Origin of the sequence: Streptomyces chartreusis NRRL 3882, assembly GCF_900236475.1 — a bacterium.
Taxonomy (GTDB): domain Bacteria; phylum Actinomycetota; class Actinomycetes; order Streptomycetales; family Streptomycetaceae; genus Streptomyces; species Streptomyces chartreusis_D.
This window is the reverse complement of record NZ_LT963352.1, coordinates 6,767,491-6,790,235: the sequence shown is the minus strand read 5'-3', so window position 1 is coordinate 6,790,235 and position 22,745 is coordinate 6,767,491. Positions and strand designations below refer to the sequence as shown.

The 22,745-nt window shown below is 72.2% G+C and carries 20 protein-coding genes; 7 read left to right on the top strand and 13 right to left on the bottom strand.

From position 1 onward, the window contains the following. Positions 1 to 85 precede the first annotated feature (85 nt). Both SCNRRL3882_RS30670 and SCNRRL3882_RS30665 read right to left on the bottom strand, forming a co-directional pair. On the bottom strand, positions 86 to 1,435 hold the full coding sequence (locus tag SCNRRL3882_RS30670) for an MFS transporter (RefSeq protein WP_010039560.1): 1,350 nt from the start codon (positions 1,433 to 1,435) through the stop codon (positions 86 to 88). Continuing rightward, positions 1,432 to 2,049 (bottom strand): ArsR/SmtB family transcription factor, encoded by a 618-nt coding sequence (locus SCNRRL3882_RS30665; protein ID WP_010039558.1) that lies wholly within the window; start codon positions 2,047 to 2,049, stop codon positions 1,432 to 1,434. Before SCNRRL3882_RS30665 ends, SCNRRL3882_RS30670 begins: the two co-directional genes overlap by 4 nt. A gap of 132 nt (positions 2,050 to 2,181) precedes the next feature. Between SCNRRL3882_RS30665 and SCNRRL3882_RS30660 the strand changes: the two genes are divergently transcribed. Next, positions 2,182 to 2,733: an RNA-binding S4 domain-containing protein gene (locus SCNRRL3882_RS30660; RefSeq protein ID WP_010039557.1), complete on the top strand. Its 552-nt coding sequence runs from the start codon at positions 2,182 to 2,184 to the stop codon at positions 2,731 to 2,733. Positions 2,734 to 2,751: 18 nt separating this feature from the next. On the opposite strand, the gene SCNRRL3882_RS30655 is transcribed toward SCNRRL3882_RS30660, so the two are convergent. Further along, positions 2,752 to 3,216: a DoxX family protein gene (locus SCNRRL3882_RS30655; protein WP_010039556.1), complete on the bottom strand. Its 465-nt coding sequence runs from the start codon at positions 3,214 to 3,216 to the stop codon at positions 2,752 to 2,754. 120 nt (positions 3,217 to 3,336) lie between these two features. Continuing rightward, positions 3,337 to 4,047 carry a class I SAM-dependent methyltransferase gene (locus SCNRRL3882_RS30650; RefSeq protein WP_029181142.1) on the bottom strand — a complete coding sequence of 237 codons (711 nt, stop codon included), beginning with the start codon at positions 4,045 to 4,047 and terminating at the stop codon, positions 3,337 to 3,339. A gap of 150 nt (positions 4,048 to 4,197) precedes the next feature. Here SCNRRL3882_RS30650 and SCNRRL3882_RS30645 point away from each other — a divergent pair, with 150 nt between their 5' ends. Beyond that, the gene (locus SCNRRL3882_RS30645; RefSeq protein ID WP_010039554.1) at positions 4,198 to 4,461 is read left to right on the top strand and encodes a DUF6343 family protein; all 264 of its coding nucleotides are present in this window, start codon (positions 4,198 to 4,200) and stop codon (positions 4,459 to 4,461) included. A 67-nt stretch (positions 4,462 to 4,528) separates the two neighbouring features. Here the strand turns inward: SCNRRL3882_RS30645 and SCNRRL3882_RS30640 are convergent, their stop codons facing one another. From SCNRRL3882_RS30640 to rpsA, 4 genes are all read right to left on the bottom strand, one after another. Continuing rightward, the gene (locus SCNRRL3882_RS30640) at positions 4,529 to 4,909 is read right to left on the bottom strand and encodes a tetratricopeptide repeat protein (protein ID WP_010039553.1); all 381 of its coding nucleotides are present in this window, start codon (positions 4,907 to 4,909) and stop codon (positions 4,529 to 4,531) included. A 50-nt stretch (positions 4,910 to 4,959) separates the two neighbouring features. Further along, positions 4,960 to 5,580, bottom strand: coding sequence for a dephospho-CoA kinase (gene coaE / locus SCNRRL3882_RS30635; protein WP_010039552.1), 621 nt, complete (start codon positions 5,578 to 5,580; stop codon positions 4,960 to 4,962). A gap of 85 nt (positions 5,581 to 5,665) precedes the next feature. Continuing rightward, a complete protein-coding gene (locus tag SCNRRL3882_RS30630; RefSeq protein ID WP_010039551.1) occupies positions 5,666 to 6,604 on the bottom strand; it encodes a PAC2 family protein in 939 nt (312 codons plus the stop codon). A gap of 234 nt (positions 6,605 to 6,838) precedes the next feature. Then, positions 6,839 to 8,335, bottom strand: coding sequence for a 30S ribosomal protein S1 (rpsA, locus tag SCNRRL3882_RS30625; RefSeq protein ID WP_010039549.1), 1,497 nt, complete (start codon positions 8,333 to 8,335; stop codon positions 6,839 to 6,841). A gap of 314 nt (positions 8,336 to 8,649) precedes the next feature. Here rpsA and SCNRRL3882_RS30620 point away from each other — a divergent pair, with 314 nt between their 5' ends. Next, a complete protein-coding gene (locus SCNRRL3882_RS30620) occupies positions 8,650 to 9,510 on the top strand; it encodes a class I SAM-dependent methyltransferase (RefSeq protein WP_173937308.1) in 861 nt (286 codons plus the stop codon). Positions 9,511 to 9,514: 4 nt separating this feature from the next. Continuing rightward, positions 9,515 to 12,055 (top strand): ATP-dependent helicase HrpB, encoded by a 2,541-nt coding sequence (gene hrpB, locus SCNRRL3882_RS30615; RefSeq protein WP_010039545.1) that lies wholly within the window; start codon positions 9,515 to 9,517, stop codon positions 12,053 to 12,055. Between the two features lie 13 nt (positions 12,056 to 12,068). Here hrpB and SCNRRL3882_RS30610 read toward each other — a convergent pair whose 3' ends face one another. The 3 genes from SCNRRL3882_RS30610 to SCNRRL3882_RS30605 form a co-directional block, all read right to left on the bottom strand. After that, complete coding sequence (locus tag SCNRRL3882_RS30610) at positions 12,069 to 13,061, bottom strand: DUF3068 domain-containing protein (protein ID WP_010039543.1); 993 nt, start codon at positions 13,059 to 13,061, stop codon at positions 12,069 to 12,071. A gap of 25 nt (positions 13,062 to 13,086) precedes the next feature. Further along, the gene (locus SCNRRL3882_RS40575; protein WP_010039541.1) at positions 13,087 to 13,221 is read right to left on the bottom strand and encodes an SPW_0924 family protein; all 135 of its coding nucleotides are present in this window, start codon (positions 13,219 to 13,221) and stop codon (positions 13,087 to 13,089) included. Positions 13,222 to 13,378: 157 nt separating this feature from the next. Beyond that, a complete protein-coding gene (locus SCNRRL3882_RS30605; protein WP_010039539.1) occupies positions 13,379 to 15,115 on the bottom strand; it encodes a lytic transglycosylase domain-containing protein in 1,737 nt (578 codons plus the stop codon). A gap of 315 nt (positions 15,116 to 15,430) precedes the next feature. On the opposite strand from SCNRRL3882_RS30605, the gene SCNRRL3882_RS30600 reads away from it, so the two are divergent. Then, on the top strand, positions 15,431 to 16,294 hold the full coding sequence (locus SCNRRL3882_RS30600) for a DUF4184 family protein (RefSeq protein WP_010039537.1): 864 nt from the start codon (positions 15,431 to 15,433) through the stop codon (positions 16,292 to 16,294). On the opposite strand, the gene SCNRRL3882_RS30595 is transcribed toward SCNRRL3882_RS30600, so the two are convergent. Continuing rightward, positions 16,206 to 16,754 (bottom strand): hypothetical protein, encoded by a 549-nt coding sequence (locus SCNRRL3882_RS30595; RefSeq protein ID WP_078602822.1) that lies wholly within the window; start codon positions 16,752 to 16,754, stop codon positions 16,206 to 16,208. The genes SCNRRL3882_RS30600 and SCNRRL3882_RS30595 overlap by 89 nt on opposite strands. A 197-nt stretch (positions 16,755 to 16,951) precedes the next feature. Continuing rightward, positions 16,952 to 19,678 carry a DNA polymerase I gene (gene polA, locus SCNRRL3882_RS30590; RefSeq protein ID WP_010039534.1) on the bottom strand — a complete coding sequence of 909 codons (2,727 nt, stop codon included), beginning with the start codon at positions 19,676 to 19,678 and terminating at the stop codon, positions 16,952 to 16,954. A gap of 163 nt (positions 19,679 to 19,841) precedes the next feature. On the opposite strand from polA, the gene SCNRRL3882_RS30585 reads away from it, so the two are divergent. Both SCNRRL3882_RS30585 and SCNRRL3882_RS30580 read left to right on the top strand, forming a co-directional pair. Next, on the top strand, positions 19,842 to 22,121 hold the full coding sequence (locus SCNRRL3882_RS30585; protein WP_010039532.1) for an FdhF/YdeP family oxidoreductase: 2,280 nt from the start codon (positions 19,842 to 19,844) through the stop codon (positions 22,119 to 22,121). Between the two features lie 57 nt (positions 22,122 to 22,178). Beyond that, positions 22,179 to 22,667 (top strand): PaaI family thioesterase, encoded by a 489-nt coding sequence (locus SCNRRL3882_RS30580; protein WP_010039530.1) that lies wholly within the window; start codon positions 22,179 to 22,181, stop codon positions 22,665 to 22,667. Positions 22,668 to 22,745 lie beyond the last annotated feature (78 nt).

Genomic DNA, 22,745 nt, shown 5'->3' with positions numbered 1-22,745 from the left:
CAGGTGGGGTCGTGGGCGTCGGGGGGAGTCGGGTTCCTCGGGTCGGTCCGGAGCGCCGGTGCGTGGGGTGCCCCGGTGTGCCGGCTCAGGTGGCGGTGGTGACCGGCGTGGACCGGACGTCGGCGCGCCGGAGCCAGAGCAGGGCTCCGGACAGCAGCACGGCACCGGTCAGCAGCCAGGGCAGCGGGCCCGGCCGCAGTGTCCCGAGGACCAGGCCGGTGAGCGCGCCGACCAGTTGCAGGGCGAGGGACTGGACGGACAGGGCGGTGGCGCGTTGCGCGCTCGGGACGCGGCGGTGGAGCAGGTCGTTCTCGTTCGGGGAAGCCGCACCGATGCCGAGGTGGAACAGGCAGAATCCGACGACCGCGAGGGCCGTGGCGAGCAGGTGCGTGGTGGAGGCGGTGGCGCCGAGCAGCAGCACGCCGCCCGCGCAGGCCCCGAGACAGACGAGCACGGCCCGTTCACCGCTGCCCGCGACCCGGGCGGCGAGCGGCGCGAGGTGACTGCCGACACCGCCGCAGAGGAAGCCCGCGCAGGAGAGCGCGGCATAGGCCAGCGCGCCGGAGCCGGTCGCGCCGGTCAGCGCCACCGTACGCCCCGGCATGAGCAGTTCGATGGCGGCCAGGGCACTGCCGACGGCCGCGGCGGTGAGCAGGACCCGCCGGACCAGCGCGTCACGGCCGCCCAGCCGCAGTCCGCCCAGGACGGTCACCGGGACGCCGCGCAGCACGGAACGCAGGGTGGCCGGAGGTCGCGGCGGCTCCCGCAGGACGGTCAGCACGTAGCAGACGAAGACGACCCTGAGCGCGGCTCCCAGCAGCACGGGGACGGACAAGGGCAGCACGGCCCCGGACGTCGCCTCGCTCAGCCTGGCTCCGAGACCGGGCCCCGCGCCGAGCAGCCAGGGCAGGGCACCGCCGAGCAGCAGGCCGGCCGCGAGGGCGGCGGAGGTCGCGGAGCCGCCTCGGGCCAGGCCCGTCCGCAGCTCGGCGTCGGGTCCGGAATGCGCCTGGACGGTGTCGACGTACCAGGCCTCGGCGGTACCGCTGGCCAGGGCCCGGGCCGCGCTCATGAGCACCATGCCGGCGGTGAGGACCCAGGCGGTGGTGCCGAGGCCGACCAGGGCGAAGGCGACGACGTTGAGCGCGCCGGCCATGGCGAGGACGGGCCGGCGCCCGAGCACGTCGGAGAGCCCGCCCGTGGGCAGCTCCAGTGCGGCCACGGTCAGCGAGTGAGCGGCGAAGAGCCCCGCCACCGCGGCGAGGGACATGCCGCGCTCGCTGAACAGGAGGACCATCGAGGCCATAGCGAGGCCCGGCGGCAGCCATAAGAGCGCGCAGACGGTGACGTACCGGCGGCGAGCGGTCCGTACCCCGGGCGGCTCCGGCTGCTCTCGCAGCTCTGGCAGCTCCGGCAGCTCCGGCAGCTCGGTCATGAGGCGTTCTCGCGATCCGCGTCCTCACGGTCGTGCGGGGCGAGCGGAAGGCCGGCGGTGAGGAGCATGACGTGTTCGGCACGCGGGTCCTGCGCGTCCCGGGCGGTCAGTTCCTCCAGCTTCCGGGCGATGGTGTCCCAGAGCTCGGTGAGCGACCCGGCCGTCAGCCGGGGCATGAGGTCGCTGATCCCGGACGGCTCCACCCACTCCTGGCCGAACCGTCCGGCGGCCATGTCCGCCTCGTGCCGGGCGAGGGACGTCTCCAGGTGCTCCAATTGTCGCCGCCGCGACAGGCTGACGAAGGCGCGGCCCGCCTCGGAGGACTCCATCGCCTCGTTGCTCCAGGACGTCACGGTGTGCCGGGCCCGCCAGCGCCGCTCCCGCCCGTCACGATGCTCGGCCTCGGCGATGAACGCGTACTTCGCCAGCACCCGCAGGTGGTAACTGGTCGACGCCGACGACTCCCCCGTCCGCGCGGCGAGCTCACTGGCCGTGGCGGGCCCGTCCTGCCGCAGCAGCCCGAGCAGCCGGATGCGCAGGGGGTGGGTGAGGGCCTTCAGGGCGTCCGTGTCGTGCTCGGGGTCGAGTACGCGCCGTTGCTCATCGCTGTCCATGCCGGGAGGGTAGGCCGAGGCGGGCGTTTACCAAAAGAGTTTTTGCAAAAGTTGTTTTGTAGAGTCGGATGGAGGGCGGTTCCTGCCCGGACGACCCGGAAACAGATCACTCGAAGGACTAAGGTCGGGGACATGGCTTCTGAAGGCGCGGAGTACGACGGGGCGGGCGACACGAAGGCCGTGGACCCGAAGGTCGCGGCGGCCATCGCAGCTGCCGAGGCCGCCGGAGCACAGAGCGGCCAGACCGTCCGCGTCGACAGCTGGATCTGGGCCGTGCGCCTCGTCAAGACCCGTTCCCTGGGCGCCACCGCCTGCCGGGGCGGGCACGTCCGCGTCAACGGCGAGCGCGTGAAGCCCGCCCACGCGGTACGCGTCGGCGACGAGGTGCGCCTGCGGCACGAGGGCCGGGAGCGGGTCGTCGTCGTCACACGGCTGATCCGCAAGCGGGTCGGCGCCCCCGTGGCCGCCCAGTGCTACATCGACAACTCCCCGCCGCCCCCGCCGCGCGAGGCCGTCGCCCCGGCCGGCATCCGCGACCGAGGCGCGGGCCGCCCGACGAAGCGGGACCGCCGCGAATTGGAGCGCCTGCGCGGCCTGACCGGCCCAGGCCCCGTCCCCGGCCCGGCCCCCGGCGGCGGCTTCGGCCCCGATCCCGGCGGCGGGTCGGGCAAACCGAGGCCGTGAGCAGCGCACTTGGCACGTTCACGCCCGGAGCCGCAGCAGGCGCAGCAGATCCGCGTTGTGCTTCCGCCGCGCCCAGGCGATGAGGGCGAGCGGCACGAGCAGGATGATCGGCGTCGCCGCGTACTGCCCGTCGAAGACGGTGATCCGGGCGACGAACGCGCCCACCATCAGCGCGCCCAGCGCCATCGCCGCCACCGACTGGAGCACCGGGATCAACAGGGCGATCGCACCGGCCAGTTCGAGCGCCCCGATGGTGTACATCCCCGCACTGCCCCAGCCGAGCTTGTCGAACAACTCGGCAGCCGACGGGTGCGCGATCAGCTTGGGCAGGGCGCTCGCGATCCCGTAGATGAGGGCGAGCAGCACCTGGAGACCGCGCAAGGCGATCCGGGCACGCCGCCCGCGGGCGGTCGCGGACTCGGCGACGACGACACCGGCCGGGGCCGAGGGGGCGGCGGTGGCGGGAGAGTCGATCTCGGGCATGGAGGTCTCCTGGGGGAAGCGGTCCGTGATGATGTCGCAGAGGTAGACCGCTACTCGCCCTCGAACTCATCGCCGCCCCGCGGACTTTCACCCCGGCTCGCTCCAGCCCTGTCCGACCCCTCATGCACTCCGGCCGCTTGGACCGTCGGGCACCGCCCGCACCCAGACCCGATCCTCCGTCAGGTACCGGTCCACCCTCAGGCCCGTCTCCTTCAGCGCCTCCTCGAACTGCTCCCTGGTCAGCGGTCGCGCCCGGAACGTCTGGGTCCAGAACGCGTCCGGGAACTCGTACTCCGCGCGCACCGAGTTGACCCCGTCGCCGACCGGCTCCGACGACACGATCCGCACGGTGAAGCCGCTGGGGTCGACCCGCTCGCGCGGGACGTTCGCGTGGTAGTCCTCGCCCTCCCGCTGGATCAGCACGGAGCCGCCCTTCGCGACATGCCGCACACACGTGCGCAGCAGGCTCCGCCGCACCTCGGCGTCCCCGGCGTGCACGAGGAACGACGCGAGCAGCACCACGTCGAACGTCTCGCCCAGATCCAGGTCCTCGATCGGGCTGCATATCGTCCGAGCCCCGCGTACCCGCTCCAGCATCTCGGCGGACTCGTCCACCGCCGTGACCGTGAACCCGTGCTCCAGCAGCGCATGGGTCATCCGCCCGACGCCGCTGCCCAGCTCCAGGATGCGCGCGCCCGCCGGCACCGCCGCTTGGATGACCTCCGGTTCGTCCCCGACGGGCAGCCGCGAGTAGAGCTCCACCGCGCAGCCGTCCGGGGTGATGGCCCCGGGTCCCGTCCCCTCGTACCCCTCACGCATTCTCAGCTCCATGCCCGCCCAACGGACCGCACCCGCACACCCGTTCCCGTCCCCGCCCGCGTTCACCCGCCCGAGTGAACGACGTCCCGCGCCGGCCCCGGCCTCCCCTGTTGGTCGGCCTCCGCGGCGAGGAGTACGTTGCAGACAGGAGCGGAGATCGTGATGCGTACAGGCAGTGAACCGACGACCGCGCGCAGTGCTCTGCGGGCGCGCTTCTGGCTGAGCCTGTGGGGGCTGGTCTGGGCGCTCTTCGGGACGGTCGCGTTCACGCTCGCCGGGCGGACCGGCTGGGCCATCGCCTGCGGCGCGCTGCTGCTGGTCGTCACGATCGACCTCGTCATCGTCCTCAGGCACATCCGCCAGGGCCCGCACTACCAGCCGGGCCCCGACATCCCGCCCTACTGCCCACCGGAAGATCATCCCTGAGGCATCACTCCTGGAGCATCACCCCTGGGGCTGACAGATCACCCCTGAGCCGGACAAGGCCGGCCGCTCACGCGTCGAAGCGCGCCGCCTTCAGGAACCGCGGGTTCGGATCCAGCGCGGCGGCCAGGCGGAAGTGGCGCTTGGCCTGGTCGGGGCGGTTCTGCCGCTCATAGGTGCGGGCGAGCGCGAAGTGCGCGAACGCGTTGTCCGGCTCGCGCTCCAGAACGATCGAGAACTCCAGCTCCGCCGGCCGCAGCTGCGCCGCCGCGAAGAAGGCACGCGCGCGCAGCAGCCGCGCGGCGGTGTTCTCCGGGTGCGCGGCGATGACTCCGTCGAGCAGCTTCACCGCGCCCCGCGGGTCCCGCGCCGCGAGCAGTTGCTCGGCGGCACGGAAGTCGATGACGTGCGTCTCCGGGGTACGGCCGGTCGAACCGCTGGTCTCGGGCACGGCAGATTCCTTCCCTCACTGCCAGGGTTCAACGCCCCCGTGAGATGCCGCTATTCCTGTGCGGACGGCCGGGACGCCTGCGACCTGCGTGTCAGCTCGGCCCACACGTCCTTCACGCGGCGCTCCAGGTCCACCAGCGGGACGTCGTTGTCGATGACGATGTCCGCGATCTCCCGGCGCTGCTCGCGTGTCGCCTGCGCGGCCATCCGCGCGCGGGCGTCCTCCTCGGTCATGCCGCGCAGCCGGACGAGCCGGTCGAGCTGGGTTTCGGGGCTCGCGTCGACGACGATCACGACGTCGTAGAGGGGCGCCAGGCCGTTCTCCGTGAGGAGCGGGACGTCGTGCACGACGACCGCGTCCTCGGCGGCGGCCTCTTCGAGTTCGCGCGAGCGGGCGCCCACGAGGGGGTGCACGATCGAGTTGAGCGTGGCGAGCTTCGACGCGTCGGCGAAGACGATGGAGCCGAGCCCGGGCCGGTCCAGGCTGCCGTCGGCCGCGAGCACCTCCTCGCCGAAGGCGTCCACGACCGCGGCGAGCCCCGGGGTTCCTGGTGCGACGACCTCCCGCGCGATGCGGTCCGCGTCGATCAGCACGGCACCGCACTCGACGAGCAGCCGTGACACCTCACTCTTGCCGGCGCCGATACCGCCGGTCAGGCCCACCTTCAGCATGAGCCGAGCTTAGGCCCTGCCAGAGACAGGGCCCTGTCCAGGTCTCCCCCTGTCCAGGTCTCCCCCAGTCGAGGTCTCCCCGGCCTCAGCTGTCGCCTTCTCTTTCTGCCAGGAACTTTTCGAACTCGCGGCCGATCTCGTCCGCCGAGGGGATGTCCACCGGCTCGGCGAGCATGTTGCCCCGGGTCTCGGCGCCCGCGACCGCGTCGTACTGGTGCTCCAGGCCCTCGACGAGCGCGGTGAGGTCCTCGTCGCCCTCGCGGATCTGCCGGTCGATCTCCGTCTGCGTGCGGTGGGCGTCCGAGCGCAGGGCGTGGGCGATGCCCGGGAGCACCAGTCCGGTCGCCGCCGTGATGGCCTCCAGGACCGTCAGGGCCGCGTCCGGGTACGGGGAGCGGGCGATGTAGTGCGGGACGTGGGCGGCCACGCCGAGGACGTCGTGCCCGGCCTGGAGCAGGCGGTACTCGACGAGGGACTCGGCGCTGCCGGGCACCTGCGCCTCCTCGAACGGGCTGCGGTGGCCCGGGACGAGGTCGGTGCGGTTGCCGTGCGGAGTGAGGCCGACGGGCCGGGTGTGCGGGACGCCCATCGGGATGCCGTGGAAGTTCACCGACAGACGGACGCCGAGCCGCTCCACGATCTGCTTGACGGCCGCGGCGAAGCGTTCCCACTCCACGTCCGGCTCGGGGCCGGACAGCAGCAGGAACGGCGCTCCGGTGGCGTCCTGGACCAGCCGCACCTCGATGGCGGGGTCCTCGTAGTCGCTCCAGCGGTCGCGCTTGAACGTCAGCAGCGGGCGGCGGGCGCGGTAGTCCACGAGCCGGTCGTGGTCGAAGCGGGCGACGACCTGGTGGGGCAGCGAGTCGAGCACCCGGTCGACGATCTGGTCGCCGGTCTCGCCCGCGTCGATGTATCCGTCGAAGTGGTAGAGCATGACAAGACCGGCCGACTCCTGGGCCAGCGCCATGTCGACGACGGCCAGCCCCTTCGGCTCCCATGCGTACAAGCCCTGCGGATCAAGCACAGTGACCGCTCCTCCTCGTGTTCATACGCCACAACGCCGTTGCGGGCACGGGCATTCCCGGAGGAGGGGAATTTCGATCTTGCCGGCCGGGGCGACGCCCTTCTTGAGGGGCGCGGGGAACGGCGCGACAAGCCCCCACCGGCCGGCAGCCGAGAACCGAGCCGGCGCACGCCGAGGGCCCGCACCTGGAAAGGTGCGGGCCCTCGGTCAGGAACAGCTACTGCTCAGCGAGCGTCAGCTCTGCCCACCGGCCAGCTTCTCGCGAAGCGCGGCCAGCGCCTCGTCCGAGGCCAGCGCGCCGGAGTTGTCCGGGCCCTCGGAGGAGTACGAACCGCCACCGCCGGACGCGGCCGGAGCGGCGGCCTCGCCACCCTCGGCAGCCGCCTGGGCGTCCGCCTCGCGCGACTTGATGACCTGCGCCTGGTGCTGCTCGAAGCGCTGCTGCGCCTCGGCGTACTGGCGCTCCCACTCCTCGCGCTGCTTCTCGTAGCCCTCGAGCCAGTCGTTGGTCTCGGGGTCGAAGCCCTCGGGGTAGATGTAGTTGCCCTGGTCGTCGTAGGACGCGGCCATGCCGTACAGGGTCGGGTCGAACTCGACCGCGGACGGGTCGGCACCGAAGGACTCGTTGGCCTGCTTCAGCGAGAGGCTGATGCGACGGCGCTCGAGGTCGATGTCGATGACCTTGACGAAGATCTCGTCGTTGACCTGGACGACCTGCTCCGGGATCTCCACGTGGCGCTCGGCCAGCTCGGAGATGTGGACCAGACCCTCGATGCCCTCGTCCACGCGGACGAACGCACCGAACGGAACCAGCTTCGTGACCTTGCCGGGCACGACCTGGCCGATCTGGTGGGTGCGGGCGAACTGCTGCCACGGGTCTTCCTGGGTCGCCTTCAGCGACAGGGAGACGCGCTCGCGGTCCATGTCCACGTCGAGGACCTCGACGGTGACTTCCTGGCCGACCTCGACAACCTCGGACGGGTGGTCGATGTGCTTCCAGGACAGCTCGGAGACGTGGACCAGGCCGTCGACGCCACCCAGGTCCACGAAGGCACCGAAGTTGACGATCGAGGAGACGACACCGGAACGGACCTGACCCTTCTGGAGGGTCGTGAGGAACGTCTGGCGGACCTCGGACTGGGTCTGCTCCAGCCAGGCACGGCGGGACAGGACCACGTTGTTGCGGTTCTTGTCCAGCTCGATGATCTTGGCCTCGAGCTCCTTGCCCACGTAGGGCTGAAGGTCGCGGACGCGGCGCATCTCGACCAGGGAGGCCGGGAGGAAGCCACGGAGGCCGATGTCGAGGATGAGACCACCCTTGACGACCTCGATGACGGTACCGGTGACGATCCCGTCCTCTTCCTTGATCTTCTCGATGGTGCCCCAGGCACGCTCGTACTGGGCGCGCTTCTTCGAGAGGATCAGGCGGCCTTCCTTGTCCTCCTTCTGGAGAACAAGGGCCTCGATCTCGTCACCGACGGCGACGACCTCGTTGGGGTCGACGTCGTGCTTGATCGAGAGCTCGCGGCTCGGGATCACGCCTTCGGTCTTGTAACCGATGTCGAGCAGGACCTCGTCCCGGTCGACCTTCACGATGACGCCGTCGACGATGTCGCCGTCGTTGAAGTACTTGATCGTCTCGTCGATCGCGGCGAGGAAGGCTTCCTCGTTACCGATGTCGTTGACCGCTACCTGCGGGGTGGTGGCGGTGGTCTCGGTGCTGCTCGTCATGTGGGAAAGGGCTCCGGTACGGACATTGAAGTCGTAGGTACTGCTACGCCGGGAGCCCGTTTCGCTCTGCAGAAGCCGGACAGCCAAGGAAGCGCCACACAAGATCGGTGGCGCCTCGACAACCGAGGGGACATACATACAGATGCGAGCGCAGCCTGCTACGTCTGAGGTGCGCAGGCCCGCAGCGCAACTTGTAGCATACGGGGGCAGCCGGGCAGGGTCAATGCGCGAAGCCGCCCACCCGGGGCGCAACACCGCATACCCGGCACAAGTCGTGTCGTCCGAGGCCACGCGGGGCGTGCGACGCCCCTTTCGTGACCCCTCCGGGACCGGCTGGACGGAAGAGTACGACGAGGGAGCCGATCATCCAAGAGCCCGAAGCGTCCGAACCCGAGGCCACCCGGCGTACCGCGGGGGTCACGGAGAGCTCCCGCGCCAACCGTGGCTGGTGGGACCGCAACGCGGACGAGTACCAGACCGAGCACGGCACCTTCCTCGGCGACGACCGCTTCGTGTGGGGCCCCGAGGGTCTGGACGAGGTGGAGGCCGAGCTGCTCGGCCCGCCGGAAGAGCTGAAGGGCAGGGACGTCCTGGAGATCGGCGCGGGCGCGGCACAGTGCTCGCGCTGGCTGGCCGGCCAGGGAGCCCGCCCGGTGGCCCTGGACATCTCGCACCGGCAGTTGCAGCACGCGCTGCGCATCGGCGGCCCCTTCCCCCTGGTGTGCGCCGACGCCGGGGCGCTGCCCTTCGCGGACGGCTCGTTCGACCTGGCCTGCTCGGCGTACGGGGCGCTGCCCTTCGTCGCCGATCCGCGCCTGGTACTGCGGGAGGTGCACCGGGTGCTGCGGCCCGGGGGCCGTCTGGTCTTCTCGGTGACGCACCCGATCCGCTGGGCCTTCCCGGACGAGCCGGGACCGGAGGGGCTGTCGGTGTCGGGTTCGTACTTCGACCGCACGCCCTACGTCGAGCAGGACGAGGAGGGCCGCGCGGTCTACGTCGAGCACCACCGCACGCTCGGCGACCGCGTCCGGGACGTGGTGGCCTCGGGCTTCCGGCTGGTGGACCTCGTGGAGCCGGAGTGGCCGGCCTGGAACACCTCCGAGTGGGGCGGCTGGTCGCCGCTGCGCGGGAACCTGATCCCGGGGACGGCGATCTTCGTGTGCGTACGAGACTGAGTGCGTGATCCGTTACGACGCACTGGACGCCCTGCCCGTACGCGGTGCCCTGCCCGCCCTGGACGACGCCCTGGAGGGGCACGGCACCGCCGTGCTGGTGGCGCCGCCCGGCACCGGGAAGACGACCCTGGTGCCGCTGGCTCTTGCGGGGCTGCTCGGTGAGGGGCCCCGGCGGCGGGTGATCGTCGCCGAGCCGCGGCGGATCGCGGCACGGGCGGCGGCGCGGCGGATGGCGTGGCTGCTCGGCGAGAAGGTGGGCGACAGCGTCGGGTACACCGTGCGCGGGGAACGCGTCGTCGGGCGGCACACGCGCGTGGAGGTCGTCACGACCGGTGTGCTGGTGCAGCGGTTGCAGCGGGACCAGGAGCTGGCCGGTGCCGACGTGGTGGTGCTCGACGAGTGCCACGAGCGGCATCTGGACGCGGACACGGCGGCGGCGTTCCTGTGGGACGTACGGCAGACGCTCCGTCCGGAACTGCGGCTGGTGGCCGCCTCGGCGACGACCGACGCGCAGGGGTGGGCCGAGTTGCTGGGCGGCGCTCCGGTGGTCGAGGCCCGGGGGACGGCGTATCCGGTGGAGGTCGTGTGGGCGCCGCCGGCGCGGCCCGTACGGCCGCCGCACGGGATGCGTGTGGATCCGGCTCTGCTGACGCACGTGGCGTCGGTGGTGCGGCGGGCGCTGGCCGAGCGGGACGGGGACGTGCTGTGTTTCCTGCCGGGCGTGGGCGAGATCGCCCGGGTCGCCGGGCAGCTCGGGCAGCTCGGGGACGTCGAGGTGCTCCAGGTCCACGGGCGGGCGCCCGCGGACGTCCAGGACGCCGTGCTGGCCGGCGGGGAGCGGCGCCGGGTGGTGCTGGCCACGTCGGTGGCGGAGTCGTCGCTGACCGTTCCCGGGGTGCGCGTGGTCGTCGACTCCGGGCTGGCGCGGGAGCCTCGCGTCGACCACGCGCGCGGGCTGAGCGCGCTGACGACGGTACGGGCGTCACAGGCGGCCGGGCGGCAGCGGGCGGGGCGGGCCGGGCGTGAGGCGCCGGGGGCCGTGTACCGGTGCTGGGCGGAGGCCGAGGACGCGCGTCTGCCGCGTTTCCCGTCGCCGGAGATCAAGGTGGCCGACCTGACGGCGTTCGCGCTCCAGGTGGCGTGCTGGGGGGATCCGGACGCGTCCGGGCTGGCGTTGCTGGATCCGCCGCCGGGTGGGGCGATGGCGGCGGCGCGGGACGTCCTGGCGGCGGTGGGGGCCGTCGACCCCGTCGGGCGGGCCACGGAGCGGGGCGCCGCGCTGGCTCGGCTGGGGTTGCATCCTCGGTTGGGGCGGGCGTTGCTGGACGGGTCCGGCTTGGTCGGGGCGGAGAGGGCCGCTGAGGTCATCGCGTTGCTCAGTGAGGAGGCTCCGCGAGAGTACGGGGATGATCTGGCGGGTGCTCTGCGTCGTGCTCGGCGTGGGGGTGACGCCTATGCCTCGCGGTGGCGGAGCGAGTTCCGGCGGCTGCGGGCCGTCGTTTCAGGCGTTTCCCACCCACCCACCGGTATCCCGCATCCAGAGGCACCGGTCGACGCGTGGGCGCACTCCTCGGAGGAACACCAGGTCGGGCTCGTCGCCGCGCTCGCCTTTCCCGAGCGTGTCGCCAAGGTCGACGGTGGGTCGTACCTCATGGCGTCCGGAACCCGTGCCGAGGCCCGAGACGGGAGCACGTTGCGTGGTTCCCCCTGGATCGCCGTCGCCATGGCCGACCGGCCCGTCGGCAAGGGGCACGCGCGCGTGCAGCTCGGGGCCGTCGTCGACGAGGAGACGGCCCGGCTCGCGGCCGGCGCGTTGCTGGACGAGCGGGACGAGGTGCGCTGGGAGGGCGGGGACGTCGTGGCGCGGCGGGTGGAGCGGCTGGGGGCCGTGGAGTTGGCGGTGCGGCCGCTGAAGGACGCCGTTCCCGGGCTCGTGCGCGATGCGCTGCTCGAGGGGCTGCGGCAGGAGGGGTTCGGGGTGCTGCGGTGGTCTCCGGATGCCTTTGTCCTGCGGCAGCGGCTCGCGTTTTTGCGGCTGCACCTCGGTGAACCGTGGCCCGACGTCTCCGACGACGCGCTGCACGCGCGCGTGGAGGAGTGGCTGGAGCCGGAGCTGAGCCGGGCCCGGCGGCGGTCCGAGCTGGCCCGGGTCGACGCCGGGGAGGCGCTTTCGCGGCTGCTGCCCTGGGCCTCCGGGGAGGCCGGACGGCTCGACGAGCTCGCCCCGGAGCGGATCACCGTGCCGAGCGGGTCGAGGATCCGCATCGACTACTCCCGTCCCGAGCAGCCCGTGCTGGCGGTGAAGTTGCAGGAGATGTTCGGGCTCCAGGAGTCGCCGCGGGTCGCGGGGGTGCCGCTGCTCGTGCACCTGCTGTCCCCGGCCGGGCGTCCGGCCGCCGTCACCGCCGACCTCGCCTCGTTCTGGAGGGACGGCTACAAGGGGGTGCGGGCGGAGCTGCGCGGGCGGTATCCGAAGCATCCGTGGCCCGAGGACCCCGCCGAGGCGGAGCCCACGCGGCACACCAGCGCCCGGCTGAGGCGCTGACCGACCGCCCGGCTCAGGCGCTGACCGGTGACGGTTCCGCGGCCTCCGTGGGGGCCGGGCCGGACGGGCGGCGGCTGCGGGCCTCCAGGTACAGCGCGAGGGCCAGCAGCAGGACGCCGAGGGTCAGGGAGCCCCACGGCAGGTAGGACGTCAGCAGCAGGATGAGCAGGCGCTGGGACTTCACCAGGTCGACCGTGTGCGTGATGTAGTCCTCGCGCATCTTCACGTGCCCGGCGAACGCGGTCACCTTGTCGCGGTCACCGAGGAGGGCGCCGCCGCGCAGTTCCTCCTTGTGGACTTCCTCGCCGTAGACCGGGGCGCCGGTGAGGGGTTCGACCCAGAACTTGCGGACCGTGGTGTACCAGCGGGTGGTGCCGGTCTCGGCGACCGCCTCGGGGGTGAGGCCCTCGACGGGCAGCGTCTTCGGGATCCGCACCTTGGTCCAGGGGATGGTCTGCTCGAAGTAGTAGACCTCAAGGCCGCGGAAGTCCTGGGTGCCCTCGTAGTGAATGGGGGCGGTGACGCGGGCCTGGGCGTCGAAGTACTCGTAGTCCCGCTTCTCCGTGAGGAACGGCCATTTGAACTCGATGCCCTCGCGGCGCACCGGGTCGCCGTCGACCGTCTCGCCGGTGGCGTGGACGGGTTCCTGGGTGTGGGCGTCGAAGATGTAGCGCTCGGGGATCTTCGACACCATCTCGCCGTCGGGGCCGACGACGTAGGACAGGCCGTCCCAGACGACCACGTCACGGCCCGCCGACTCCTCGATCCGCTCGGAGGCCTCGACGTTGCCCTTGAGGGTCTGCACGATGGTGACCTTGGGGACCGTGCGGGCCCGCATCGTGCCGTAGTCGAGGAGGGTGGCGTTCTCCGCCTCCAGGACCATGTCCTGGTAATGGTTCGCGGGGACCTTGGCGAGGCGCGGGAAGGCGTACCAGCGCAGCAGCGGGGACAGGGCCGCGAAGAACACGGCGAGGGCGAGCAGGACCAGGCCGGCCTTGCGGCGCATCTCGGCCTCCCTCCCGGGCGGGCGGTCAGGGGTGTGCGGGCACCGTCGTCAGCAGCGGCTTCGGGGACGTCCCGCCCGAGGGGGAGCCGAGAGCGGTCAGCGTCAGGACCACGGCGAACGCGACGGCGAGACCGGTCGCGGCGGCGACGAGTGCGCGCATACGGGGCCTCCCCACGGTTGTACTGATACACCGTCAGGTTTCTCGGCACCGTAGCAACGTGCGGCGGAGATGAGAACACGTTGCACACACAACGACGCTCCTCCGACACCAACGGCGCCCCTCTTTGAAGAGGGGCGCCGTGAGTGCTGCTTGAGAGCTACGCGCTCGGACTGGCCGAAGGGCTCGGCGACGACGTCCCGGCGGCCGCCACGGTCAGTTCGACGGTGAGGGTCGCCCCGCCCTCGGTGTTGACGCGCAGCAGGAACGTGCCGGTGGTGTCGTCCGCGTAGAGCTTCGGCAGCTTCAGCAGGCCCTTCGGGTCCGTCCTCAGGCCCGTCAGGACACGTACGGGCTTGCCGTCGGCGTCCTTGAAGTAGGGGCCCTTGTCGTTGGCGGTCGGATCGTCCGCCGACTTGATCAGCGTGGCGGTGGCCGCGACGCCGTCCGCGACGGCGCCCCTGTACGTGGCCTTCACCTCGACCTGGTTCGCGAACTCGCCGCCCGGGGTGCAGGTCAGCGGGGCGTCACCGGTGCGGGCGAGGGTGTCGGCCGCGCGCTCGGTGACGGTGGCCGTGTAGTCGAGGCCCGCGATCGTGCGGCCCACGACGGTGGCCCGGACGGTGACGTCACCCGTCTTCTCCCCCGCCTGCAGTGCGGGTGCGACGGCCACTCCGGAGCTGTTGGTGGACACCGTGGCCACGCTCTCGCCGTTCGTGAACGTGGTGTCCGTGTCGCCGACGATCGTGAAGCGGATCCTGACCTTGGCGACGGCCTTGCCGGCCTTCGTCTCGGCGCGGGTGCTGATCCGCTTGGTGAACGCGTCGCCCGCCATCGCGGTGAGCTTCGCGGTCCCGGCGTCCTCCAGGTGGTGCACCGTGTCGGTGGGCGTGGGCGGCGTGGAGGGCGGCGCGCTCGGGGATCCGGGCGGTGTGGTGGGCGGCTTCGGGGTCGTCGTGCCGCCCCCGGGCCTGCCGGGCTTGTCGGGCCTGGGGCTGGGCTCGGGCTTCGAACCACCCGTACCCGGCGTGCCCGGCGCGGAGGGTGAGGGGCGCGCCCCGGCCGCCTCGTCGCTGCGGTTGTCGGGCAGCGTGCCGGTGCCGTCGGGGACCTCGTGCGTGCCCTTGCGGTAGTACTCCAGCCACCGCATGACCAGGTTCAGGTACTCACGCGAGTTGTTGTAGCTGAGGATCGCGCGGTCGAGGTCGTTCTGGTCGGACAGGTCCCAGTTGTTGCGGCACAGGTAGTGGCCTGCGGCGAGGGCGGCGTCGTAGACGTTGTTGGGGTCCTTCTTGCCGTCGCCGTTGCCGTCGCGACCCGCCCACGCCCAGGTGGAGGGGATGAACTGCATGGGGCCGACGGCCTGGTCGTAGCTGCTGTTGCCGTCGTACGCGCCGTTGTCGGTGTCCTTGATGAGGGCGAAGCCGTTGCCGTCGAGCTGCGGTCCGAGGATCGGCGAGACGGTGGTGCCGTCGGCGGTGACACGGCCGCCGCGGGCCTGGCCCGACTCCACCCGGCCGATGGCGGCGAGGAGTTGCCAGGGCAGGTTGCAGCCGGGCTTGGAGTCGCGCAGCGCGGCCTCGGCCTTCTTGTAGGCGTCGAGGACGGTCGCGGGGATGCCCGCCTCGGTCGTGCCGGAGGGGGTGGGGCCCGGTCCGGTGCTCGGTGACGGGCTCGGGCTGTTGAGCGGCGGCAGGTCCGTGTAGTACGGCGAGTTGCCGGTGGCGCTGCCGTCGGAGGCACTCGCGTCGGGTGAGGGTGCGGCGTCCGCGGCCGTCTGTCTGCCGTGGTCGTTCACGCCCGGAGCCTGGGAGGCGGACAGGGCCGCGACCGCGACCGCGGCCACGGCGGTGGTAGCCGCCCCCTTGCGCAGCCTCCTGCCGAATTGCGCCGCCATAGAGTGAACCCCTCCCGTGGACGCCCGAGCGCCCGTCTCTGTCTGTCGCGCGCTTCTGTTGCGTACGCGTACTTCTGTTGCGCTCGCTCTGTTGTGACGATCGACCGGCCCGAGTGGTTGCCCCCCACGGGCCTGTCTCCTGCCACCGGCACGGTGACCCTGGCGACCCTACGACAACTTCCTTTGCTCGGGCACCCGTTCGTGCCCGTTTTTCACCGGTTGGTCATGCGGTGAGCGCGGTGGTCGGCCGGTGTTCGGCATCCCGCATACTGGGCGCTCCGATCGCCCTGGCAACGACCGTCACGAGGAGCCGAGTTGCCGTTCACGCTGAGCCACGCGGCAGCCGTACTGCCCGCCGTACGCGCCGACGGAACCGGCCGGGGCCCGCTGGTGCCCGCCGTGCTCGTGGCGGGTTCCTTCGCGCCCGACATGACCTATTACGCGGCGAGTGCGGTGTCCGGGGCGATGGAGTTCGGTGACGTCACGCACTCGTTCCCGGGTGTGTTCACGGTCGATGTGCTCATCGCCTGGGCGCTGGTGGGGCTGTGGCTGGTGGTGCGCGAACCGCTGGTGGCGCTGCTGCCGCGGGCCCGGCAGGGGCGGGTCTCCACGCTGGTGCGGTGCGGGGCGCCACGCGCGCGTGTGCGGCCGTCCCTGGTGCTGCGGTGGTACGTGTCCGCGGTGCTCGGCGCGCTGACACACGTGGTGTGGGACGCGTTCACGCACCTCGACCGGTGGGGGATGCGGCTGTTCCCGGTGCTGGGCCGGGAGGTGGCGGGTTCACCGCTGTACTGGTACTTGCAGTACGGCGGTTCGGCGGTGGCCGCTGTCGTGATCGCCGTGTTCGTGGCGCAGGCCGTGCGGCGGGCGCCGGAGCGCGAGCCGGTGGGGGTCCCGGCGCTGTCGGTACGGGACCGGTGGCTGGCCGGTGCGGTGATCGGCGGCCTCGCGCTGGTGGGGGCGGTGCAGCGGGCGTCGCGGTGGTGGGCCTACTGGGGTTCGAGCGCGAAACCGTGGGAGATCATTCCGACGGTGTGCTTCGGGGCGGGCGCGGGGCTCGTCCCGGCGCTGCTGCTGTACGCCGTGGGCGTCAGGGCGTGGCGTCCGGCTCCGGGCCCGGCCCCGGGCGGTCCTGGCCGCGTCGATGACGCGGAGCCGAGCCGGTCGGCCGCTCACTGAGGGGCTCGGTCGTCGTGATGTACACCGTGATGGTGGTGTGCGCAGGGCGGGGCCGTGGGAGCAGGGTGAGGACGAGCGTCAGGTAGCTGCGGGCCAGGTCCGCCCAAGGGCGGCCGGTCCTGCCGGCGCGGTCGGCACCGCCTGGGTGCCGGACGGCAGGGGCTGTGCCCCCGGTGTGCCCGAGGACGGCGGACACGTCGCCGGCGCCGGTGAGACCCGGGACGGCCGTCACGTCGACGGCGCCGGTGCGACCGGTCGCGGCGGGCACCTCGGCGGCGCGCGTGGGATCGGCCGGCCGCCAGCGGTCGGCCAGGCGCCGCCGGAGGCCCGCCGTCGTGTGGCGCAGGACCGCGGTGAGGGTGGCGGGGACGCGGACCGTGCTCGCGGCGGCCGCGAAGGGCGGGACCGGCGGGGGTGCCACGCCTGGGGCCCTGCGACGGAGGAACGTGCGTATACCCATGCCCGCATCTTTCCGACCGCCGGGGGCGGGGGCCCTTTCTCGGGGGCCACGCGAGTGATGGTTTCCGCGGGGTTCCGCGGGGCCGGGGTGGCGGGCCGACGGGGGTGCGCCGGCTCCGGCTCGGCCGACGGCACCCCGCCTCGTCTCCTCCGGAGCTGCTCGGCGCGCCGCTCCGGAGCGGCGCGCAGCGCTCCCAACTAGTGCGCCGCCGACTCCCAGTCCGGGCCCGCGCCCACCGAGACGCCCAGGGGGACGCGGAGGTGGACGGCGTTCGCCATCTCGCGGCGGACGAGCTCCTCGGCGGCGGCCCGCTCCCCGGGGGCGATCTCCAGCACGATTTCGTCGTGGACCTGGAGCAGCATGCGGGAGGCGAGCCCGGCGTCCTTCAGCGCGCTGTCCACCTTGAGCATGGCGATCTTGACGATGTCGGCCGCCGTGCCCTGGATGGGCGCGTTGAGGGCCATCCGCTCGGCCGCCTCGCGGCGCTGGCGGTTGTCGCTGTTGAGGTCGGGGAGGTAGCGGCGGCGTCCGAAGAGCGTCGCCGTGTAGCCCGTCGCCCGGGCCTCGTCGACCGCACGGCGCAGATAGTCCCGCACGCCGCCGAACCGCTCGAAGTAGGCGTCCATCAGGGCACGGGCCTCCGCCGCCTCGATGTTCAGCTGCTGGGAGAGGCCGAAGGCCGAGAGACCGTAGGCAAGGCCGTACGACATGGCCTTGATCTTGCGGCGCATCTCGGCGTCCACGGCGTCCGGCTCGACCGCGAAGACCTGGGAGGCGGCCGTGGTGTGCAGGTCCTCGCCGGAGGTGAACGCCTCGATCAGGCCCTCGTCCTCGGAGAGGTGGGCCATCACGCGCAGCTCGATCTGGCTGTAGTCGGCCGTCATCAGGGACTCGAAGCCCTCGCCGACGACGAAGCCCCGGCGGATCGCGCGGCCCTCGTCGGTGCGGACGGGGATGTTCTGGAGGTTCGGGTCGGTCGAGGACAGGCGGCCGGTGGCGGCGACCGTCTGGTTGAACGTGGTGTGGATCCGGCCGTCCGCGGCGATCGTCTTGATCAGGCCCTCGACGGTGACGCGGAGCTTGGCCTGCTCGCGGTGGCGGAGCATGATCACCGGCAGCTCGTTGTCCGTCTGCGTGGCGAGCCAGGCGAGGGCGTCGGCGTCCGTGGTGTAGCCGGTCTTCGTGCGCTTCGTCCTGGGCAGCGCCAGCTCGCCGAAGAGGACCTCCTGGAGCTGCTTGGGCGAGCCCAGGTTGAACTCGTGCCCGGCTGCCGCGTGGGCCTCCTTCACCGCCTGCTGGACGGCACCGGCGAACATCTGCTCCATGGCCTCCAGGTGCGGCCGGTCGGCGGCGATGCCGTGCCGCTCCATGCGGGCGAGCAGCGCGGACGTGGGCAGCTCCATGTCGCGCAGCAGGTCGGCGGCGCCGACGTCCTCCAGCCGGCTCTCGAAGGCCTCGCCCAGGTCGAGGACGGCGCGGGCCTGGATCATCAGGGCCTCGGCCTCGGCACCATCGTCCGCGCCGAAGGCGAGCTGCCCGTCGGCCGCGGCGGCGGGGGCCAGCTCGCGGTGCAGGTACTCCAGGGACAGCGCGTCCAGGTCGAAGGAGCGGCGGCCGGGCTTGACCAGGTAGGCGGCGAGCGCGGTGTCCATGCGCACGCCCTCGACGCTCCAGCCGTGCTCGGCGAAGACGCGCATGGCGCCCTTGGCGTTGTGGAAGATCTTGGGCCGCCCGGCGTCGGCGAGCCAGGCCGCGAAGGCCGTCTCGTCGGCCTCGTCCAGCTGGGAGGGGTCGAACCAGGCGGCCGCTCCGCCGGGCGCGGCGAGCGCGACCTCGGCCACCGAGCCCGTGCCCAGCGCCCAGGCGTCGACCGTGGCGACGCCGAGGGGCTGGGTGCCGTGCTCGGTGAGCCAGCCGGCCAGCTCGCCCGTGCCGAGCACCGTGCCGTCCAGCTGCACGCCGTCCGTGCTGATGGGGGTGGTCTCGGCCTCCTCGGCGCCGGGGTCGACGGCGAACAGCCGCTCGCGCAGCGAGGGGTTGCGGATCTCCAGGGTGTCCAGGACCATCGCGACGGCCTTGCGGTCGTACGCGGTCCGCTCCAGCTCGGCGACGCCCTTGGGCAGCTCGACCCGGCGCTCCAGCTCCGTGAGCCGGCGGTTGAGCTTGACGGCCTCCAGGTGATCGCGGAGGTTCTGCCCGGCCTTGCCCTTGACCTCGTCCACGCGCTCGACGAGCTCCGCGAAGGAGCCGAACTGGTTGATCCACTTCGCGGCGGTCTTCTCGCCGACGCCGGGGATGCCGGGAAGGTTGTCGGAGGGGTCGCCGCGCAGGGCCGCGAAGTCCGGGTACTGCGCGGGCGTCAACCCGTACTTCTCGAAGACCTTCTCGGGGGTGAAGCGGGTCAGCTCGGAGACGCCCTTGGTCGGGTACAGCACGGTCGTGTGCTCGCTGACCAGCTGGAAGGAGTCCCGGTCGCCGGTGACGATCAGCACCTCGAAGCCCTCGGCCTCGGCCTGTGTGGCGAGGGTGGCGATGACGTCGTCCGCCTCGAAGCCGTCGACCGCGAAGCGGGCGGCGCCCATCGCGTCGAGGAGCTCGCAGATCAGCTCGACCTGGCCCTTGAACTCGTCGGGGGTCTTGGAGCGGTTCGCCTTGTACTCCGTGAACTCCTGCGACCGCCAGGTCTTGCGGGAGACGTCGAAGGCGACCGCGAAGTGCGTGGGCGCCTCGTCGCGCAGCGTGTTGGCCAGCATCGACGCGAAGCCGTAGATCGCGTTCGTCGGCTGGCCCGTCGCGGTGGTGAAGTTCTCCGCGGGCAGCGCGAAGAACGCTCGGTAGGCCAGCGAGTGCCCGTCCATGAGCATCAGTCGCGGGCGGCTGCCGCCGGAGGTCTGGTCGGTCGTCTTCGATGCTGTCTCTGCCACGCCCCCGATCCTGCCACGCCCCACTGACACTCGGCCCCGGCCCCGGCTCCGACCGCGCATGCGCCGGGGCGGGCCGTCGCCCCCAGCCCTCCCCCACCGGGTGTCACCGCCGCGTGGGAGGATCGGAGATGTACCTCACAGTGCAGTGGAAGAGGAGCGTGCGATGGCGACGAAGCCGCCCAAGAGTGATCCGGTTCAGGACGCGCCGCAGGTCGCCGGGCCGAAGCACGCGGCAGCGGGCCTGCCCGCGATCGGGCACACGCTGCGGGTCGCCCAGCAGCAGATGGGTGTGAAGCGCACGGCGCTGACGCTGCTGAGCGTGAACCAGAAAGACGGCTTCGACTGCCCCGGCTGTGCCTGGCCGGAGCCGGAGCACCGGCACAAGGCGGAGTTCTGCGAGAACGGCGCGAAGGCCGTCGCCGAGGAGGCCACGCTGCGCCGGGTCACGCCCGAGTTCTTCGCCGCGCACCCGGTCGCCGACCTGGCCGGGCGCAGCGGCTACTGGCTGGGCCAGCAGGGGCGCCTCACCCACCCCGTCCATCTCCCCGAAGGCGGCACGCACTACGAGCCAGTGACCTGGGAGCGCGCCTTCGACATCATCGCCGAGGAGATCGCCGCCCTCGGCTCCCCGGACGAGGCCGTCTTCTACACCTCGGGCCGCACCAGCAACGAGGCCGCGTTCCTGTACCAGCTGTTCGCCCGCGAGCTCGGCACGAACAACCTGCCCGACTGCTCGAACATGTGCCACGAGTCGTCCGGCTCGGCCCTGTCGGAGACGATCGGCATCGGCAAGGGCAGCGTCCTGCTGGAGGACCTCTACAAGGCCGACCTGATCATCGTCGCCGGCCAGAACCCGGGGACGAACCACCCGCGCATGCTGTCCGCCCTGGAGAGGGCCAAGGACAACGGGGCGAGGATCATCAGCGTCAACCCGCTGCCCGAGGCGGGCCTGGAGCGTTTCAAGAACCCGCAGACCCCGCAGGGCATGCTCAAGGGTGCCGCGCTGACCGACCTGTTCCTCCAGATCCGCATCGGCGGCGACCAGGCCCTGTTCCGTCTCCTCAACAAGCTGATCGTCGAGACGGAGGGCGCGGTCGACGAGGCGTTCGTGCGGGAGCACACGCACGGGTACGAGGAGTTCGCCGCGGCCGCCCGCGCCGCCGACTGGGACGAGACGCTCGCGGCGACCGGCCTGACCCGGGAGGACATCGAGAAGGCCCTCCGGATGGTCCTCGCCTCCGAGCGGACCATCGTCTGCTGGGCGATGGGGCTCACCCAGCACAAGCACTCGGTACCGACGATCAAGGAAGTGGTCAACTTCCTTCTCCTGCGTGGCAACATCGGCCGCCCGGGCGCGGGCGTGTGCCCGGTGCGCGGCCACTCGAACGTGCAGGGCGACCGCACGATGGGCATCTTCGAGCGCCCCGCCCCGGCGTTCCTGGACGCCCTGGAGAAGGAGTTCGGCTTCGCCCCGCCGCGCGAGCACGGCTTCGACGTCGTACGCGCCATCCGCGCCCTGCGCGACGGTGAGGCGAAGGTCTTCTTCGCCATGGGCGGCAACTTCGTCTCCGCTTCCCCGGACACGGAGGTCACCGAGGCGGCCATGCGGCGGGCCCGGCTGACCGTGCACGTGTCGACGAAGCTGAACCGCTCGCACGCGGTCACGGGCGCGCGTGCCCTGATCCTCCCGACCCTCGGCCGCACCGAGCGGGACCTCCAGGGCAGCGGCGAGCAGTTCGTGACCGTCGAGGACTCGATGGGCATGGTGCACGCCTCCCGGGGCCGGCTGGAGCCCGCGAGCCGGCACCTGCTGTCCGAGACTGCCATCGTCTGCCGCCTGGCCCGTCGCGTGCTGGGCGAGAACAGCGCCACGCCCTGGGAGGAGTTCGAGAAGGACTACGCGACGATCCGGGACCGCATCGCGCGCGTGATCCCCGGCTTCGAGGACTTCAACGCGCGCGTGGCCCGCCCCGGCGGCTTCACTCTCCCGCACGCCCCGCGTGACGAGCGGCGCTTCCCCACGGCCACCGGCAAGGCCAACTTCACCGCCGCGCCCGTGGAGTACCCGGAGCTGCCCGAGGGCCGCCTGCTGCTCCAGACGCTGCGCTCGCACGACCAGTACAACACCACGGTCTACGGCCTCGACGACCGTTACCGGGGCATCAAGAACGGCCGCCGCGTGGTGCTGGTCAACCCCGAGGACGCGCGGGCCCTGAAGCTGGCGGACGGCGAGTACGTCGACCTGGTCGGTGAGTGGAAGGACGGCGTGGAGCGCAGGGCGCCCGGGTTCCGCGTCGTGCACTACCCGACGGCCCGGGGCTGCGCCGCCGCCTACTACCCGGAGACCAACGTACTGGTGCCGCTGGATGCCACGGCGGACACCAGTAACACCCCGGCCAGCAAGTCCGTCGTGGTGCGTCTGGAACAATCGGCGACCGACTGAGCGTTTGCTCAGCCACAGTGGTAACCGCATGATCTGGACGAACGGAGACCGGGCCCCATGGGTGAGCAGCAGCATGTGAAGTTCCCGCAGGAGGTCATCGACGAGTACGCCGCTCTCGGCGTGGACCTCTTGGCCCTGTTCTCCGCGGGCCACCTCGGGACCCGGATGGGCGTCCAGATCGTCGAGGCGTCGGCGGACCGGGTCGTCGGGACGATGCCGGTCGAGGGCAACACCCAGCCCTACGGGCTGCTGCACGGCGGCGCCTCCGCGGTGCTGGCCGAGACGCTCGGCTCGGTCGGCTCGATGCTGCACGGCGGCAGCTCCAAGATCGCCGTGGGCGTCGACCTGAACTGCACCCACCACCGCGGCGTACGCTCCGGCCTCGTCACCGGCGTGGCCACGCCGGTGCACCGGGGGCGCTCGACCGCCACGTACGAAATCGTCATCACGGACGAAAGCGACAAAAGGGTGTGCACGGCCCGGCTGACCTGCCTGCTGCGCGACGTGAACCCGCGCGACGAGCAGCTCATCCGCGCCCCGAGCTGACCGACGTAGGGAAAACCCTGGAGGGGCGGGCGCGCTCTTGTCGCGGCCGCCCCCGCGCGCTTCACTGACGCTCCACCC

Excerpts from the sequence above, each read along its gene's own strand:
- rpsA (WP_010039549.1), bottom strand. The coding sequence starts at position 8,335 with ATGACGAGCAGCACCGAGACCACCGCCACCACCCCGCAGGTAGCGGTC.
- SCNRRL3882_RS30660 (WP_010039557.1), top strand. The coding sequence starts at position 2,182 with ATGGCTTCTGAAGGCGCGGAGTACGACGGGGCGGGCGACACGAAGGCC.
- SCNRRL3882_RS30610 (WP_010039543.1), bottom strand. The coding sequence starts at position 13,061 with ATGCGCCGCAAGGCCGGCCTGGTCCTGCTCGCCCTCGCCGTGTTCTTC.
- SCNRRL3882_RS30585 (WP_010039532.1), top strand. The coding sequence starts at position 19,842 with ATGGCGACGAAGCCGCCCAAGAGTGATCCGGTTCAGGACGCGCCGCAG.
- SCNRRL3882_RS30645 (WP_010039554.1), top strand. The coding sequence starts at position 4,198 with ATGCGTACAGGCAGTGAACCGACGACCGCGCGCAGTGCTCTGCGGGCG.
- SCNRRL3882_RS30605 (WP_010039539.1), bottom strand. The coding sequence starts at position 15,115 with ATGGCGGCGCAATTCGGCAGGAGGCTGCGCAAGGGGGCGGCTACCACC.
- coaE (WP_010039552.1), bottom strand. The coding sequence starts at position 5,580 with ATGCTGAAGGTGGGCCTGACCGGCGGTATCGGCGCCGGCAAGAGTGAG.
- SCNRRL3882_RS30650 (WP_029181142.1), bottom strand. The coding sequence starts at position 4,047 with ATGGAGCTGAGAATGCGTGAGGGGTACGAGGGGACGGGACCCGGGGCC.
- SCNRRL3882_RS30655 (WP_010039556.1), bottom strand. The coding sequence starts at position 3,216 with ATGCCCGAGATCGACTCTCCCGCCACCGCCGCCCCCTCGGCCCCGGCC.
- SCNRRL3882_RS30595 (WP_078602822.1), bottom strand. The coding sequence starts at position 16,754 with ATGGGTATACGCACGTTCCTCCGTCGCAGGGCCCCAGGCGTGGCACCC.
- SCNRRL3882_RS30670 (WP_010039560.1), bottom strand. The coding sequence starts at position 1,435 with ATGACCGAGCTGCCGGAGCTGCCGGAGCTGCCAGAGCTGCGAGAGCAG.
- SCNRRL3882_RS40575 (WP_010039541.1), bottom strand. The coding sequence starts at position 13,221 with ATGCGCGCACTCGTCGCCGCCGCGACCGGTCTCGCCGTCGCGTTCGCC.
- SCNRRL3882_RS30665 (WP_010039558.1), bottom strand. The coding sequence starts at position 2,049 with ATGGACAGCGATGAGCAACGGCGCGTACTCGACCCCGAGCACGACACG.
- SCNRRL3882_RS30580 (WP_010039530.1), top strand. The coding sequence starts at position 22,179 with ATGGGTGAGCAGCAGCATGTGAAGTTCCCGCAGGAGGTCATCGACGAG.